Raw genomic sequence first — 16,480 nt, forward strand, 5'->3', positions numbered from 1 at the left:
ATGGCATTTGGGATCAGGCGTAATGAATTGAAAGAATGGAAGGAGCGTGTACGCCAAGGGGAGATAGCTTTTTTGACTCACTATTGGCTGGACGCGCGATTTCCTGAAGCAAAGACAGTGACAAAAGCCGGCTGTGCAGACCGACAGAAGCTGATAGATTGGGGAGCACAGTACGGTTTGCAGGAAGTTTGGATTGATGAGCATGAAGATCTATTGCATTTCGATTTGATTGGTGACTATCAGCTTCGTATACTCCAGGCAGAACAGCAATGGGAGCAGCTGGAGAGATTTCAGCTCTTACAAAATAAAAAGCAGTAATCCTTTTGGGATTACTGCTTTTTTTCATGATGGTGCTCACATGTTGTACCAGGTACAGGATCAAATCCACCACGGTGAAAAGGGTGGCATTTAGAAATACGTTTGATAGTGAGCCAGCCGCCCTTCCATGCACCATACTGCTTGATTGCCTCCAGCCCATATTGAGAACATGTCGGATAAAAACGGCAGGATGGCGGTGTTACAGGGCTGATAAATCGGCGATAGAAACGGATCAAGGCTAAAAATACCTTGTCCATATGCTTACTCCTCTTCGTCGCGTTTGTCGTAGCTTAATGTGGCTACAGCGTCATGCAGATGGATGGATTCCTCGTTACTGCATGATACAGTGAATTTCTCCACATAATCGAGCTCATACAAATCAGCTGCAACAAGACGGACCATATCCTCGACAAAGCGCGGGTTTTCGTAGGCAGTTTCCGTAACCATTTTCTCATCCGGACGCTTCAGGACAGGGTGAATTCGTGCGCTCGCATTGCTTTCGGCAGCTTCGAGCAAATCTTCTTTCCAGTCACGAACGTCTTCATCAAACGCATCTGTCAGCTGCACTTCCATAGAGACGATGCCGCGCTGGTTATGTGCGCTGTATTCGCTGATTTCTTTCGAGCAAGGACATAGTGTTGTCACTGTGCCGGACAGCTTAGCTGTCGTGCGGAAGCCGGTATGTTTGTTATAAGCCACTTCAAGCGTAGCATCCGCATGGTTCAATCCAGTCATGCCGGAAGCAGGGCCGCTTCGCTCAAAGAACCATGGAAATGTCACTTTAACGCGTGCATCCTCTTGTTTCAGGCGGTCTGCAAGCTCTGCAACGAATGTCTGTAAGCTTTTAACAGATACAGTAAATCCGTTCTTATGATACAAATCAAGCTGTTCAGTGAACCGGCTCATATTTGTACCTTTGCTATCCTGCTGAATGCTTGAGGTGAATTCGAACGTTCCGATTGTAGTCTGCATAGCAGGACGCGTAGTGCTGATCACTTGGATCGGATGTTTTACTTTCGCAATGCCGACTGCATCTATATGGAAAAGAAAGTTCTTTTTCGTATTTTGTAAGTCAGCCATATCGGCTTTGTTTTCTGGTTTCGTCTTCTTGCCTGGCGCAACAGAGCCGAACAATTTATGACGTTCTGCCTTTGATGGCAGCTGTTTTTTAGTTGGTGTGTGTAGGTGTTGCATAATTGTACTCCTTTCAAAGTCGCATGGACTAGCTTAAAGTATACCCGAAGCTAAGCTCGTAATTCAATTGTCTGAACCGAGTATTCCCGGGAAAATGAAAAAAACAATCCCGCTTACCTGGAATTGTTTTTCACGAGGAAGGACGCTTTCGGTTCTTCACGTCTGATGATACGGACGATATTCTGTCTATGTTTATAGAGGATAAATATAGCCAGCAATCCGAGAACGATAGTAAGCACGATATCCTGTGCAATAAAGATCGAGACAACAACGCCGACAACGCCTGCTGTCATGGAAGCAAGTGATACATATTTGCTGATGAGCAGCACGATAACGAAACTTGCAATAATAATGGCGAACAGCAAGGCATTTACGCCTAGGATAATTCCCGCTGAAGTCGCAACAGCCTTTCCGCCTTTGAAACGGGCAAATACCGGATAAACGTGTCCGATGACTGCTCCTAGACCGATGACGAGCAGATATATATCGAACCCGAACATAACAGGCAAAATTGTGGCGATTGTTCCTTTCAAGATGTCTGCAATCAAAACAATTGTTCCGGCTTTTTTCCCGAGTATCCGGAATGTGTTTGTCGCACCAAGATTACCGCTTCCATGCTCTCTGACATCTATATTGTAGCCTACTTTGCCGACAATCAGGGCAGATGGAATTGAACCGATCAAATAGGCGAGCAGGATGAATAACACGTATTCCATATACATTCTCCTTTAACAACAAAACGTTCCTATTACTTGCTTATCCATTTTAGCACGAAGTATCATGGAAGGGCATAACTTTTTACATAGTATAGGATTAAATCCCTAGATGCAAGGGTATGAGGACACTTAGTACATAATACGAGGTGAAGGTATGATTGAATTCAAAGGCGTACAAAAGACTTACCCCGATGGGACTGAGGCAATCAAAAATTTCAATCTGGAGATAAAGGAAGGAGAACTTCTCACACTTATTGGACCAAGCGGCTGCGGCAAGACAACGACGATGAAAATGATTAACAGGCTTGTTGAACCAACAGCAGGTGATATATACATAAACGGAAAACAGTTGAAAGAATACAACATACACGAACTACGATGGAATATCGGCTATGTTCTGCAGCAGATTGCTTTATTTCCGCATATGACTGTAGAAGAGAACATTGCTGTTGTTCCAGAAATGAAAAAGTGGAAGAAGAAAGAAATTCATGATCGTGCAAAAGAATTGATGCAAATGGTGGGGATGGAGCCTTCCATCTATATGAAAAAGAAGCCTTCTGAATTATCTGGTGGCCAGCAGCAGCGAGTCGGTGTGATTCGAGCCCTCGCTGCCGATCCGCAGATTTTGCTGATGGATGAGCCTTTCAGTGCATTGGATCCGATCAGCAGAGAAGGCCTGCAAAAGGATATCCGTAAACTACAGAAGCAGATTAAGAAGACAATTGTTTTCGTAACGCATGATATTGATGAGGCAACAGCGTTAGGTGATCGGGTCTGTCTCATGAATGCTGGTGAAATCATCCAAGTTGATACACCGCAGAAACTGATACTTGAGCCGCGTGATTCCTTCGTCCGCAACTTTATAGGAGATAAAAAATCACCATGGCAGACTGCGGTAGATATTGTAGCTTCCCAAACAGTTTCGCGTATTCTGACACAAACAGCATACGAAGAAGGTAATTTTGACTCGGAGCAAGCTTATATTCTATCAAGTGATGACGGACAAGTATTGTGCGCAGTGGAGCATGGCAAACAGCAAAATGTCATGGAAATTCCCAATGACATGAATGTATTGGAAGCAGTAAGTGTATTTGAAAATACCGGTACTAGCATCCTTCCTGTCACTAAGAACAATGAACTAATTGGTACACTTACGCAGCAGGAGCTATTGACATATTTAGCGAGTAAGACGGAAGTCAAGAATGGGGTGGTCACGCAATGAACGCATTCTTAGACGTATTCGAGCAGCGTAGTGATTCCTTTTGGACAGCTTTGGGTGAACATTTGCAAATATCGATCATTGCTTTACTTATCAGTATAGCAATCGCCGTACCGCTTGGTCTCCTGCTCAGCCGCTCCAAAAAGCTGGCTGAACCGATTATCGCAGTAGCAGCAGTTCTGCAGACGATTCCTAGTCTTGCTATCTTGGCGTTCTTGATACCACTGATAGGTATCGGGACAAGACCCGCGGTTGTAGCACTAATTATTTATGCGCTGCTTCCGATACTTCGTAATACATATACCGGTATCGCCGAAGTTGATCCAGCTTTGAAAGAAGCAGCAACAGGTATGGGAATGAACAGTTTCCGCCGTCTTCGCAAAGTAGAGCTTCCGCTCGCAATGCCGATCATCATGGCTGGTATACGGACTGCGATGGTCATGATTGTCGGTACTACTACTATCGCTGCTTTGATCGGTGCCGGAGGACTCGGGGAACTGATCTTGTTAGGAATTGACCGAGGCGGTGATGTAAACCTCATTCTGCTTGGGGCAATTCCAGCAGCTTTGCTGGCTATTCTATTGGATTTGGTCATTCGTATATTCGAGCGCACGAGCCGGAAATTTGGATTCAAATCACTGGCCGTCTTGCTATTGGTGGCTATTATCGGTGTCGTTACACCATTTGTGGCAGCTCAAGATGATCAGCCGGATCTCGTAATCGGCGGTAAGCTGAATGCTGAGCCTACGATCCTTATCAATATGTACAAGCTGCTTATTGAGGACCAGTCTGATTTAGAGGTTGAATTGGAACCGAATCTAGGAAAAACAGATTTCCTGTTTGAAGCATTGAAAAGCGGGAGTATTGATATTTATCCGGAATTCAGCGGTACTGCATTAGTAACATTAGCTGGTGAACAAGCAGAAAGTAATGACGGTCAGGAAGTATACGAGCAGGCGAAGGAAGCTATGAGTAAATCGTTCGACATGGCATATCTGGAGCCGATGGCGTACAATAATACGTATACACTTGCAGTGAAGCGATCATTCGCAGAAGAAAACGATTTACAAACGATTGCGGACCTTCGTAAAATGGATGATGAGATGACAGCTGGATTCACATTAGAATTCAGTGATCGGGAAGATGGCTATTTAGGCATTCAGGAGCTTTATGGAGTCGAGTTTGGTGAGCTGAGTACGTTGGATCCTGGTATACGTCAGCAAGCGATCGAAGCTGATGATGTAGATATTATCGATGCCTATTCGACAGACAGTTATATTAGAGATTTGGATCTTGTAACGTTGGACGATCCGGAAAATCTATTCCCGCCATACCAAGGTGCTCCGCTGATGCGTCAGGAGACGCTTGATGAATACCCAGAGCTTGCTGACATATTGGGAAAGCTTGCGGGTAAGATAACAGATGAGCAAATGACAGAGATGAATTACCAAGTCGATTTCGAAGAGAAACAGCCAGAGGATGTAGCAAGAGAATACCTCGAGCAGGAAGGTTTACTCTAAGGAAAGGGGCATGAAAAATGACATTTCAGAATCCAGATAATCAACAGATTCGTGACATACTAATCAATGCGAAGACGATTGCGGTAGTGGGGTTGTCCGATTCTCCGGTCCGCACCTCTTATGGTGTATCTCGGGCGATGCAGCAGGCTGGCTATAAGATTATCCCCGTCAATCCGCACGTGACCGAAGTTCTTGGCGAAAAAGCTTATCCTAGTTTGGCTGATGTACCTGATGAGATTGATATTATCAATGTATTTCGTCGGTCAGAATTTCTGCCAGATTTGGCAAGAGAAGCGAGCAAGACGAATACCCGTATCTTCTGGTCCCAGCAAGGTGTCTATGATGAAGGAGCTGCCTCTTATTTAGAACAGGAAGGTTTTACGGTCTTGATGGATCTATGCATCAAGGTCGCCCATAGTGTGCTTGTCGGACCTACACGCAATTGATTTTACCCCATCTGCTCCTAGTAGATGGGGTTCTTGTATCATTTGCGTATACTAATACAGATGATAAAAGGAGGAACAAACATGGACTTAGATGGTAAATTGCATAGCTCCTACGCAGCATTGTCTGAAGCTTTTTACACCAAAATGGAACCTAACCCGGTCAGTGAACCGAAGATGGTGAAATGGAACAATGAGTTGGCAGCTCATCTAGGAATCAAACAGGAAGGTGTACTCGATACGTTGGCGGGCAGCACTTTTCCTCAGGGAGCAAGTCCGATCGCGCAAGCATACGCAGGTCATCAATTCGGCAATTTCACAATGCTTGGTGACGGACGGGCTATCCTTCTAGGTGAATGGCAAAACCAGTCAGGGGAGAAAGTGGATATCCAGCTTAAAGGCGCTGGACGTACGCCTTATTCCAGAGGAGGTGACGGTCGTGCTGCACTTGGTCCGATGCTTCGGGAATATGTGATCAGTGAAGCGATGCACGGTCTTGGTATCCCGACAACACGCAGCTTGGCTGTCGTTGCAACAGGTGAACCTATCTACCGGGAAACCGAATTGTCCGGCGCAGTACTTACCAGGATTGCTGCAAGTCATATTCGCGTTGGGACGTTCGAATATGCTAGAAGATTTTGTTCAGAGCTTGAGCTGAAGGCTTTGGCAGATTACAGCATCCAGCGTCATTATCCAGAGATTGCAGATCAGTCTGATACCTATGTGCTATTTTTCCAAGCAGTTGTGGAGCGGCAGGCTGCTCTGATTGCTAAGTGGGTTAGTGTAGGGTTTATCCATGGGGTGATGAATACGGACAATATGACGATTAGCGGAGAAACGATTGATTATGGGCCATGTGCTTTCCTGGATACGTATGAACCAATGACCGTATACAGCTCAATCGATCTCCAAGGGCGTTATGCATACGCCAATCAGCCTCCGATTGCAGCCTGGAACTTGGCTCGTTTTGCAGAAGCAGTGCTTCCACTTTTCGATGAAGTGCCAGAAAAAGCTGTGAAGAAAGCCGAGGATATCTTACATGAATTTCCGCGTTTATACAGAAAATCATGGCTTGACATTATGTACCGGAAAATCGGTATAGTAAATGTGAGAGATGGCGATGAAGCCCTCGTTGAGGATTTGCTGGAGTGGATGGAGCAAGCAGAAGTGGATTACACGAATACATTTCGCGCATTGACAACAGGGGACACAGCTTCAATGGAACAAGCAGAAGGATTCCGTTCCTGGAAAGAACGTTGGGAAAATCGGATTGGTTCAGAAGGAATCGAAGCTGCACGTGAAATGATGCGTCATTCTAATCCGAATGTTATCCCCCGAAATCACTTGGTGGAAGAAGCATTAGAGGCTGCAGGAAGCGGCGATTACACGCTGTTTAATCGTCTTTGTGAGATTGTTTCTGATCCTTATGGTGATGCGTCAATCGATCCAAAATATACAGAAGACCCGCCAGAACCAGAAGAACCGTTTCAGACATTTTGTGGAACATGATATTCTGCCTGCCTCCTGGCAGGTATACATATATAGGAAGTTAAGAATAAGAGATAACATAGTGCATAATGCTTTTGCTGCAAAGCCATAATGATACATCACTTAGTTTATCGTCATTTTATCAAAGATCATTCGTCACTGCTTTGATCTGGAACTAGAAGATATTTTCGTAAGTTTTATAAGAAAGCATGCAAAAAGGCTGAAAATGTAGCGAAAATCGCCTCTAGCAGACGAGGAAATATGTGAAATCCCAAAATGTGGATTGATTGACCGGCATTATTCTGCTACTTTTAATTAGGCATACACTGGACTCTGCTAAGCATGGGGGCTAGTTTACACAAACATATGTTTGCGTTATGATAAACATAGCGTACTGTCGTTTTCCAGCGATACTGACGGAATAATGACTTGGAAACAGTTTTTTGTTCGAAGAAGGGAGCCGATGTGGCTTTGGCAAAACAAGCATCGCATTACTCAGATGACTCTATTCAAGTGCTTGAAGGACTTGAAGCGGTCAGAAAGCGTCCCGGCATGTATATCGGTAGTACAGATAGCCGAGGACTGCATCATTTAGTTTATGAAATTGTCGATAATAGTGTGGATGAGGCACTGGCAGGCCATGGTGACAAAATCAATGTGACTATTCATGAGGACAACAGTATCTCTGTTGAAGACTTTGGCCGCGGGATGCCGACTGGAATGCATGCTACCGGCAGACCTACTCCTGAGGTCATTTTCACTGTACTGCATGCTGGCGGGAAATTCGGTCAGGGTGGCTATTCAACAAGCGGAGGATTGCACGGTGTTGGTGCATCAGTTGTTAATGCTCTTTCCGAGTGGCTCGAAGTAATGATTCACCGCGATGGCAATATTTACACCCAACGGTTTGAGAATGGCGGAAAACCTGCCACTTCACTTGTGAAACAAGGGAAGACCAAGAAAACAGGGACCAGCATCCATTTCAAGCCGGATTCATCCATGTTCTCTGTAACTAGCTACAATTTTGACACGCTTGCTGAGCGTTTGCGCGAAGCTGCTTTCTTGCTCAAGGGAGTGGCGTTCCATATTGTAGATAAGCGCAGCGATAAGGAAGAGACCTATCTTTATCCGGATGGACTCCAGTCCTTTGTCGACTATTTGAATGAGGAGAAAGACACTCTCCATCCTGTCGTTGCCTTCGAAGGCGAACAGCAAGATATTGAAGTCTTCTTCGCATTCCAATTTAATGACGGCTATACCGAAACAATGCTCAGCTTCGTCAACAACGTCCGGACAAAGGACGGCGGAACCCACGAAGCAGGTGCTAAATCAGGTATGACACGTGTATTCAACGAGTATGCTCGTCGTAATAACTTATTAAAAGAAAAAGATAAGAATCTGGAAGGAACAGATATCCGGGAAGGATTGACAGCGATTGTCAGTGTCCGAATACCTGAAGCATTGCTTCAATTCGAGGGGCAGACTAAGAGCAAGCTCGGTACTTCTGATGCGCGTTCTGCAGTCGATGCACTCGTGTCGGAGAAGCTTTCTTATTTTCTTTCCGAAAATCCTGACATCTCCATCATGCTCGTCAAAAAAGCGATACGTGCTAAAGAAGCTCGCGAAGCTGCACGAAAGGCTCGGGAAGATGCCCGCAGTGGCAAAAAGAAGAAACGCAAGGATACGCTATTGAGCGGAAAGCTTACACCAGCTCAATCCCGCAACCCGCAGAAAAATGAATTGTATCTGGTAGAGGGTGATTCTGCCGGTGGTTCTGCCAAGCAGGGGCGTGATCGTAAGTTTCAGGCTGTCCTGCCACTGCGCGGTAAAGTCATCAATACCGAAAAAGCCAAATTGCAGGATGTTATGAAAAATGAGGAAATCTCAACAATCATCCATACAATAGGTGCTGGCGTTGGAGCTGAATTTGCCTTAGAGGATGTGCAGTATGACAAGGTTGTCATCATGACTGATGCGGATACAGATGGCGCACATATACAAATCCTGCTGCTCACTTTCTTCTACCGATACATGAAGGAATTGATTGAAGCAGGCAAAGTATTCCTTGCCCTGCCGCCTTTATACAAGGTTTCAAAGGGGAAAGGCAAAAAAGAAGTGATCCGCTATGCCTGGAGCGATGAAGAGATGCGTGAAATCGTCCAGGATTTAAAAAATGGCTATACGATCCAGCGTTACAAAGGACTCGGTGAAATGAATGCCGATCAGCTTTGGGAAACGACGATGGATCCTGCCACTCGTACACTCATCCGTGTAACGATCGAGGACTTTGCTCGTGCTGAACGTCGTATCACGACGCTAATGGGCGACAAAGTAGAACCACGACGTAAATGGATTGAGAGTAATGTCGCTTTCGGTATGGAAGAAGACGGGAATATCCTCGAAAACGACAAGCTGCACAACTAAGGGGGATTTCTTTTGGAAAACTATTTGGATCTGCCATTGGAGGAAGTCATCGGAGACCGATTCGGCAGATACAGTAAATATATTATTCAAGACCGGGCGCTGCCGGATGCCAGAGATGGTTTGAAACCAGTGCAGCGCCGGATTTTATACGCAATGTTTGATGAGCGAAATACACATGATAAACCGTTTCGGAAGGCTGCCAAGACTGTCGGTGCTGTAATCGGTAATTTCCACCCGCACGGAGACAGTTCGGTTTATGAAGCGATGGTCCGACTCAGCCAAACATGGAAAGTTCGTAACGTGCTTATTGAAATGCATGGGAATAACGGAAGTGTCGATGGTGACCCGCCGGCTGCGATGCGTTATACAGAAACAAGGCTGTCCAGCATTGCATCTGAATTGCTGCGGGACATCGATAAGGAAACAGTCGACTTTGTTCCGAACTTTGATGATACGAACGCGGAACCTACTGTTCTTCCTGCTAAGTTCCCTAACTTGCTCGTGAATGGATCAACTGGGATTTCCGCTGGTTATGCGACAGAAATCCCGCCGCATCATCTTGGCGAGGTAATTGATGCTGTTATCATGCGCATGGAAAAGCCGAATGCAACAGTAGAAGAATTGATGACCGTTATGAAAGGTCCTGATTTCCCTACAGGCGGTATTATTCAGGGTGTAGATGGAATCAAGAAAGCGTATGAAACCGGTAAAGGCAAAATCATCGTTCGCGGAAAAACGAGCATTGAGGACCTTAAAGGTGGTAAACAACAAATTGTCATCGATGAAATTCCTTTTGAAGTGAATAAAGCGAATCTCGTCAAGCGGATGGACGAGCTGCGTCTGGACCGCAAAGTCGAGGGTGTCGCCGAGGTTCGGGACGAAACGGACCGTACCGGAATGCGAATCGTAGTTGAACTCAAAAAAGAAGCTGATGCTCAAGGTATCCTTCATTATCTATACAAAAATACTGATTTGCAGATCTCATATAACTTCAATATGGTGGCAATCAAGGATAGAACGCCGAAGCTGTTAGGATTGGCGAGCCTGCTTGATGCCTATATCGGCCACCAAAAAGAAGTCGTCACGCGACAATCTGCATATGCTTTGCAGAAAGCGAAGGACCGCAAGCATATCGTTGAGGGATTGATCAAAGCGATTTCCATTCTTGACGAATTGATTGCAACCATCCGTGCATCCAAGGACAAAGCTGATGCAAAGCAGCGGATCGAGGCTGCTTACGGCTTCACGGAAGCACAGGCAGAGGCAATTGTAAACTTGCAGCTATATCGTCTGACGAACACTGACATTACAGCTCTGCAGCGTGAAGCACAGGAGCTGGATGAACAGATTCAGAAGCTTGAGGATATTCTGAAGAACGAAAAGACATTGCTAAAAGTAATCAAGCAAGATCTTCGAACAATCAAGAAAACTTATCATACAGATCGACGTTCACAGATCGAGGATGAAATCGAAGAGCTGAAAATCAATCTGGAAGTAATGGTTGCATCAGAGGAAGTTCTCGTCACTGTTACGCATGACGGGTATATCAAACGGACAAGCCTTCGTTCCTATCAAGCCTCCAATGGGGAGGACCTGGCGATCAAGGAAGAAGATCATTTGATCGGTATGCAGGAAATCAATACGACTGATAAGCTTCTCGTCTTCACGAATAAAGGGAAGTTCAGTTTCATGCCTGTACATGAGCTGCCGGATATCCGCTGGAAGGATCAAGGACAGCATTTAGCCAATATCGTGAGCATGGATAAGGATGAGAAAGTAATTGCCAGCATTCCAGTACGTGATTTCAAACAGGGCGGTTACCTTGTTTTCTTCACAAAAAATGGTTCTGTGAAACGAAGTGAGCTTCAGCTTTATGAAGCAACACGAGCTAATAAATCATTAACCGCCATCAATCTGAAAGCGGGCGACGAAGTTTGTCATGTATCCCTGACAGATGGAAACAAGCAGCTGTTCATGGCAACTAATTCAGGATATGGTTTATGGTTTACTGAAGAAGAAGTCAGCCCGATCGGGATACGTGCAGCAGGCGTCAAAGGTATGCAGCTGAAAGAAGGCGAGTATATTGTCGGTGCCCAGGCATTCGAATTGAAACATTCGCCAAGTGTTGTTGTCATCACACATAGAGGTTCGGCAAAACGGATGAAATTGAAGGAATTTGAACCATCTGGCAGAGCAAAACGTGGTGTTGTTATGCTTCGTGAGCTGAAAAAGAATCCGCATCGAATTGTTGGTTTCTACGTATTGGAGCAAGCTTCAACAATTCATATGGAAACGAAGGATAAGCAGGATCATATTCTCGAGCCGATGAACTTGAATGCAAATGACCGTTACAGCAATGGTTCTTATGTTTTGGATACAGATAAGCACGGAGAAATTATCGCCACGTATCCGGAAGCCATATACGACATTGTATTTCCACATGATAAATCTTAAGTGAACGATAATATTATTATGTAAACTAGAGAGGCTGATAGCCTCTCTTTTTCTTTTTTTTGCTGCACAAGACGGACTTTGCTAGGATAGAATAATTGACAGGCGACGCATTTTACATGGTATAGTTTTACGTATAGCAAAATGAACGGGGGAGCAGAATGGATAATCGAACGTTTAGAGATGCAATGGGGAAATTTGCAACAGGCATTACAATTGTTACAACCGAGGTTGCGGGAGAGGTAAAAGGGATGACAGTGAACGCCTTTATGTCAGTATCACTGGAACCGAAACTTATTGCCATATCAATTGATAAAAAAGCGTCGTTATATGATATTTTGCAAACTAATCCTTCATTCGGTGTAAGTATCTTAAAAGATGACCAAAAAGATATCAGCATGGTATTCGCCAAGCAGAAAGAGCAGGAGAATCCTGTTCCGATCACAAAGCTGCAAGAAGTTCCAGTTGTTGACGGTGCTCTTGTTAATCTAGCATGTAAAGTAGTGGATAAAGTGATAGCTGGTGACCATGTTATCTTGATCGGAGAAGTAAAAGACTTGGTGATGTGTGACGGTGAGCCTGTACTGTATTTTGGGGGCAGCTACCGAGAAATCAAAGCGACATAAGGAAAGGGAGCAGGGCCTATGGAGCAGACGACGACAATCCTTGTAGTGGAAGATGAAAAGAAAATGGCAAGGCTTCTGCAGCTTGAGCTGGAGCATGAGGGCTTTGCTGTCGATGTAAAATACGATGGTTTGGATGCATTAGAAGCATTTTATGCGAATTCCTATCAACTCATCTTACTTGATGTGATGCTTCCGTCATTGAGCGGAATGGAACTGCTTCGGAGAATTCGTAAGCAAGATGCGCATGTACCGGTCATGCTGCTGACTGCGAGAGATGCCGTGCCTGATAAGGTCAGCGGCTTTGATTTAGGTGCGACAGACTATATGACGAAGCCATTCGAAATTGAAGAGTTATTGGCGCGCATACGTGCACATCTTCGCCATACCGTTACAGCTGCTGCAGTACAAGATCCTGTACTGCAGGTGGGTGATTTAACGCTCGATGAAAAGACAAGGACTGTCATCCGCGGTAAAAAGGAAATAGAACTGACACCGCGGGAATATGATTTGCTATTGTTCCTCATGAAGCACGAAAAGCAGGTTTTGACACGTGATCAGCTGCTGGAGAGAGTCTGGGGTTTCCAATATGCCGGAGACACGAATGTAGTCGATGTGTATATCCGCTATTTGCGGAAAAAGATCGATACAGGTGAAATGCGCAAGCTAATCAAGACGGTCAGAGGTGTCGGATATACGATCAAGGATGAAGAAAAGTGAAGCTGCGGACAAGGATCCAACTATACATAATTGTTTCACTGGTGATCCTGTTGCTGATCGTAAATATGTCCATTTATTTCCTGTTCAGGCAAGTGAGTTTGCATAATAGTGTTGATCGATTGCATGAACAAGGGCGTGCCTTGGCAGAGACTGCTGCAACCGTCGATTGGAAGGATACATCACGTACAAGCTTGTTTCAAGCAGATTTGCCAACTGAAGGGATGGTACGCTTCATTGGCTCTGACGGACAAAGTGAGGGTATGATCACGAGAGCGGAGAAGTATCGGGAGCTTTCATTCGCGTTCGCATCACAGGAGCAGGATCAAACGTATTATCACAATGGCAGCTGGTATGCAGAGGTATCGATTCCTGTTATCCGGGATAATGGCATTTATTCGATGCAAGTTGCAGAGGAGCTTGTCAGTCTGCAGCAAACGCTGCAAGTGCTGAAATATTGTCTAACAATAGCGGGACTGATCATTTTGATTCCGGCTATATTAGGTGGCAGATTGCTGGGCAGCTTCCTGCTCCGTCCGATCCTGGCTTTGACTTCGACCATGCAGGCCATCCGCAAGAGCGGAAAGTGGAAACGTATGGAAACCGAAAACAGAAGTCATGACGAATTGCACGCATTGAGCGAAACGTTTAATGAAATGGTCGATCAACTGGAAGAAAACTTTACCAAGCAGCAGCAATTCGTATCAGATGCTTCACATGAATTGAAGACGCCTATCAGTATTATCAAAAGCTACAGTAAGCTGTTGGACCGCTGGGGTGCCGATGATCCTGTTGTGCAGCAAGAAGCAGTACAAGCAATCCATAGTGAGACAGAACGGATGCAGGCTTTAGTCGATCAGCTGCTGATTTTGGCAAAAGATGATCCAGAATTGCTGCAAAAAGAATCTGTCGATCTTGGCAGTATAGCTGAAACGTGTGCAGCAGCAATGGAAACAGCTTACCAAAGGGAAATCACTGTTCGCAAAGAGCGTGGATTAATGGTTATGGCAGATAGCAATATGCTGAAGCAGGTTGTCTATATTTTACTAAGCAATAGTATTAAATACAGTGACGAGCTAATTGAAATTGCTGTAAAAGCTGAACGGAATGAAGCCATCCTGAGTGTCACCGATTATGGGGAAGGTCTAGATGATAAAGATCAGCGGCGCGTATTTGATCGATTCTACCGAGTGGATAAAGCTCGTACCCGGGAGAAGGGTGGCAGCGGCCTTGGTCTGGCCATTGCCAAGCAGCTAGTAGAACTACACGATGGGAAGATCGATGTGGCTAGTGTCCTAGGTGAAGGATCGACGTTCACTGTACGGCTGCCGATTTAACTTCTCATGAAATTCTAATAAAGTACTTACCATTCTTTTAATGAGAAAGTTATATACTGGCTATAGATAATAGCTGGAGGCGATAGATGTGAAGAAAAAGTGGATTATACCCGCTGCAGTCGTCGTGCTTGTAGTTGCTGTGTTTGGTATTTATCAAATGCAGGCTTCAGCCGGAGAACCGGAGATGACGATTGACCAGGCACGTCAGCAAGCGGAAAAACAATATAATGCAACTGTAACTGAAATCGAATTGGATCGCAGCGGAAACGAGCCAAGATATGATATCGATTTGGAAAACGGTGAAAAGCTATATGATTTGACGCTGAACGGAAATACCGGAGAAGTAATCAGTTTGAAAGAAAGCAGCAGACAGATAACTTCATCGAATACAGATAGTAAGGATCAGAGTCAAGAATCTGGTGATGAACAACAGCAGGGTGAAAACGAACAATCTGCTGACGAACAGCAGCAATCAGATAAAGAGCAGACAGCTCCTTCACAGAAGCAGGCTTCACAGGCTGAAGTGAAAATCACGATGGACGAAGCAATCAAAATTGCGACAGACGAAGTAGGCGGCAGTGTAACTGATGTGGAGTTTGATGAAGAAGACGGACTTCCAGTTTATGAGCTAGAACTTAAAACAGCTGACGATGAAGCCGAAGTTGTCATCAATGCACAATCTGGAGAGATTATAACCATCGCATATGATAGTGAAGAAGATTGAAGCAGCGAGCAGCTGCTTCTTTTTGTTGTCTTTTTTATGTATTTTGTTAAAAGGGGATCTTGTACAAATAAAGGTAGGTTTAGGAATTAAAGTTGGAGACAGGCCGTTTGACCTGTCTGCCTTATTAGAGAAAAACAATTAAATTAGTAGCTGCTGCCGCCGCCGTAACCCTTGCCAGATGCACCGACAATGATCAAAAGGATGAACAATACAACGATTAACGCAAAGCCTGTTCCATGTCCCATAAAAACACCTCCTATTGTTCAAGGATGATATATTTTATGTTTGTCTGTTGTTGCTGATTGGGTATTATTCTGAGGTTAATAAGATTGGAACAACCCATTTTCAAATGAGACACCCTTAACTGTTTCGCTATTCTATGTACTAATTGGCGAATACCTATAACATTATCTATCCTATGTACATATCATGTAAGGACACCATTTAACTTGCGTGTTAATGCAAGGCTTCCGCTACCCAGGTGCTATTTCAAATAAAAAGGTTTGCCTAATCAGCTGCTTTTTTATTTGAATAGTTCCTCCGAATCCTTTAGCTCAAATGGGTTAATAACCATACAAGGGTTTAGAACTATTCATATACTACACATATAATATATGGAGGTGTTTTCATGAGCGACGGAGGGCACAGTTACGGCGCAGGTTTTGCGCTTATCGTTGTTTTGTTCATTTTGCTTATTATCGTTGGAGCAGCATGGTGCTGAACTAAATAAATGAGACTGCAAATCTATGCAGTCTCATTTTTATGTAATTTTATAAAAGCTTACATTAGCCCTTAACTTATCATACATATAAAATGAAGTATAGTTATCTCATCAGTGAAATTAAATATATTGGTTAAATACAGCAATATTAATTATAGCTTTGACCGAAATAACAATTTTGAGGAGTGGGAGGAGTTTTCTTTGGAGTGGCTTTCTATTGGTTTATTTGCCTTGAATGGAGAGTGGTGCAGTTCAGGTTACTCACCGAAACGGTTTGGTAAAACCTAAATGAGGTGGCTCATGGGGTTACTAATTCTTGTCGTATTGATAAATGGCTGCAGTAATCACAAGCCTATGTCAAATGAATGCCAGCAAAAAATGACTGGGTATTTGGATATTACGGAAGATAAACAATATATCATTCCCAAGACTGAACATACACGTTACATACTAAACGAAGCTGCAATACCTGACACTATAAAAAATGGAGAGGAAATTACAGTTACATATACGAACATTCTTGAATCATATCCTCCTGAGCTAACAGCGTGTGAGATTGAATCACGATAAGCATATCATTTCCCT

At 44.3% G+C, this 16,480-nt stretch carries 17 protein-coding genes; 13 read left to right on the forward strand and 4 right to left on the reverse strand.

The genetic code is table 11. The features are described from left to right. Nucleotides 1-318 (forward strand): hypothetical protein, encoded by a 318-nt coding sequence (locus tag CHH58_RS03370; RefSeq protein ID WP_095230291.1) that lies wholly within the window; start codon nt 1-3, stop codon nt 316-318. Between the two features lie 11 nt (nt 319-329). On the opposite strand, the gene yidD is transcribed toward CHH58_RS03370, so the two are convergent. From yidD to plsY, 3 genes are all read right to left on the reverse strand, one after another. After that, on the reverse strand, nt 330-575 hold the full coding sequence (gene yidD, locus CHH58_RS03375) for a membrane protein insertion efficiency factor YidD (RefSeq protein ID WP_095217764.1): 246 nt from the start codon (nt 573-575) through the stop codon (nt 330-332). A 4-nt stretch (nt 576-579) separates the two neighbouring features. Continuing rightward, the gene (gene folE2, locus CHH58_RS03380) at nt 580-1,512 is read right to left on the reverse strand and encodes a GTP cyclohydrolase FolE2 (RefSeq protein ID WP_095230293.1); all 933 of its coding nucleotides are present in this window, start codon (nt 1,510-1,512) and stop codon (nt 580-582) included. A 113-nt stretch (nt 1,513-1,625) separates the two neighbouring features. Beyond that, on the reverse strand, nt 1,626-2,228 hold the full coding sequence (gene plsY / locus CHH58_RS03385) for a glycerol-3-phosphate 1-O-acyltransferase PlsY (protein WP_095230294.1): 603 nt from the start codon (nt 2,226-2,228) through the stop codon (nt 1,626-1,628). A gap of 154 nt (nt 2,229-2,382) precedes the next feature. On the opposite strand from plsY, the gene CHH58_RS03390 reads away from it, so the two are divergent. From CHH58_RS03390 to CHH58_RS03435, 10 genes are all read left to right on the forward strand, one after another. Then, nucleotides 2,383-3,450, forward strand: coding sequence for an ABC transporter ATP-binding protein (locus CHH58_RS03390; RefSeq protein WP_095235081.1), 1,068 nt, complete (start codon nt 2,383-2,385; stop codon nt 3,448-3,450). Continuing rightward, the gene (locus CHH58_RS03395) at nt 3,447-4,967 is read left to right on the forward strand and encodes an ABC transporter permease/substrate-binding protein (RefSeq protein ID WP_095232662.1); all 1,521 of its coding nucleotides are present in this window, start codon (nt 3,447-3,449) and stop codon (nt 4,965-4,967) included. Before CHH58_RS03390 ends, CHH58_RS03395 begins: the two co-directional genes overlap by 4 nt. A gap of 17 nt (nt 4,968-4,984) precedes the next feature. Next, nucleotides 4,985-5,413: a CoA-binding protein gene (locus CHH58_RS03400; RefSeq protein ID WP_095230300.1), complete on the forward strand. Its 429-nt coding sequence runs from the start codon at nt 4,985-4,987 to the stop codon at nt 5,411-5,413. Nucleotides 5,414-5,494: 81 nt separating this feature from the next. Further along, a complete protein-coding gene (locus CHH58_RS03405) occupies nt 5,495-6,919 on the forward strand; it encodes a protein adenylyltransferase SelO (RefSeq protein ID WP_095232663.1) in 1,425 nt (474 codons plus the stop codon). Between the two features lie 450 nt (nt 6,920-7,369). Then, nucleotides 7,370-9,322: a DNA topoisomerase IV subunit B gene (gene parE / locus CHH58_RS03410; RefSeq protein ID WP_095262167.1), complete on the forward strand. Its 1,953-nt coding sequence runs from the start codon at nt 7,370-7,372 to the stop codon at nt 9,320-9,322. A gap of 12 nt (nt 9,323-9,334) precedes the next feature. Further along, nucleotides 9,335-11,776 (forward strand): DNA topoisomerase IV subunit A, encoded by a 2,442-nt coding sequence (gene parC, locus CHH58_RS03415; protein ID WP_095262015.1) that lies wholly within the window; start codon nt 9,335-9,337, stop codon nt 11,774-11,776. Nucleotides 11,777-11,934: 158 nt separating this feature from the next. After that, complete coding sequence (locus CHH58_RS03420; protein ID WP_095230306.1) at nt 11,935-12,399, forward strand: flavin reductase family protein; 465 nt, start codon at nt 11,935-11,937, stop codon at nt 12,397-12,399. Between the two features lie 18 nt (nt 12,400-12,417). Further along, on the forward strand, nt 12,418-13,116 hold the full coding sequence (locus tag CHH58_RS03425; protein WP_095230308.1) for a response regulator transcription factor: 699 nt from the start codon (nt 12,418-12,420) through the stop codon (nt 13,114-13,116). Next, the gene (locus CHH58_RS03430; protein WP_095230310.1) at nt 13,113-14,450 is read left to right on the forward strand and encodes a sensor histidine kinase; all 1,338 of its coding nucleotides are present in this window, start codon (nt 13,113-13,115) and stop codon (nt 14,448-14,450) included. Before CHH58_RS03425 ends, CHH58_RS03430 begins: the two co-directional genes overlap by 4 nt. Before the next feature lie 88 nt (nt 14,451-14,538). After that, on the forward strand, nt 14,539-15,174 hold the full coding sequence (locus tag CHH58_RS03435) for a PepSY domain-containing protein (protein ID WP_095232665.1): 636 nt from the start codon (nt 14,539-14,541) through the stop codon (nt 15,172-15,174). A 143-nt stretch (nt 15,175-15,317) separates the two neighbouring features. On the opposite strand, the gene CHH58_RS03440 is transcribed toward CHH58_RS03435, so the two are convergent. Beyond that, nucleotides 15,318-15,419 carry a YjcZ family sporulation protein gene (locus CHH58_RS03440; RefSeq protein WP_095230313.1) on the reverse strand — a complete coding sequence of 34 codons (102 nt, stop codon included), beginning with the start codon at nt 15,417-15,419 and terminating at the stop codon, nt 15,318-15,320. Between the two features lie 383 nt (nt 15,420-15,802). Here CHH58_RS03440 and CHH58_RS03445 point away from each other — a divergent pair, with 383 nt between their 5' ends. Together CHH58_RS03445 and CHH58_RS03450 are read left to right on the forward strand one after the other, a co-directional pair. After that, the gene (locus tag CHH58_RS03445) at nt 15,803-15,895 is read left to right on the forward strand and encodes a YjcZ family sporulation protein (RefSeq protein ID WP_095230315.1); all 93 of its coding nucleotides are present in this window, start codon (nt 15,803-15,805) and stop codon (nt 15,893-15,895) included. A gap of 300 nt (nt 15,896-16,195) precedes the next feature. After that, on the forward strand, nt 16,196-16,465 hold the full coding sequence (locus CHH58_RS03450) for a hypothetical protein (protein ID WP_095230317.1): 270 nt from the start codon (nt 16,196-16,198) through the stop codon (nt 16,463-16,465). Nucleotides 16,466-16,480 lie beyond the last annotated feature (15 nt).

It is taken from the genome of Terribacillus saccharophilus (genome assembly GCF_002272745.1).
In the GTDB taxonomy this organism is placed as follows: Bacteria; Bacillota; Bacilli; order Bacillales; family Amphibacillaceae; genus Terribacillus; species Terribacillus saccharophilus_B.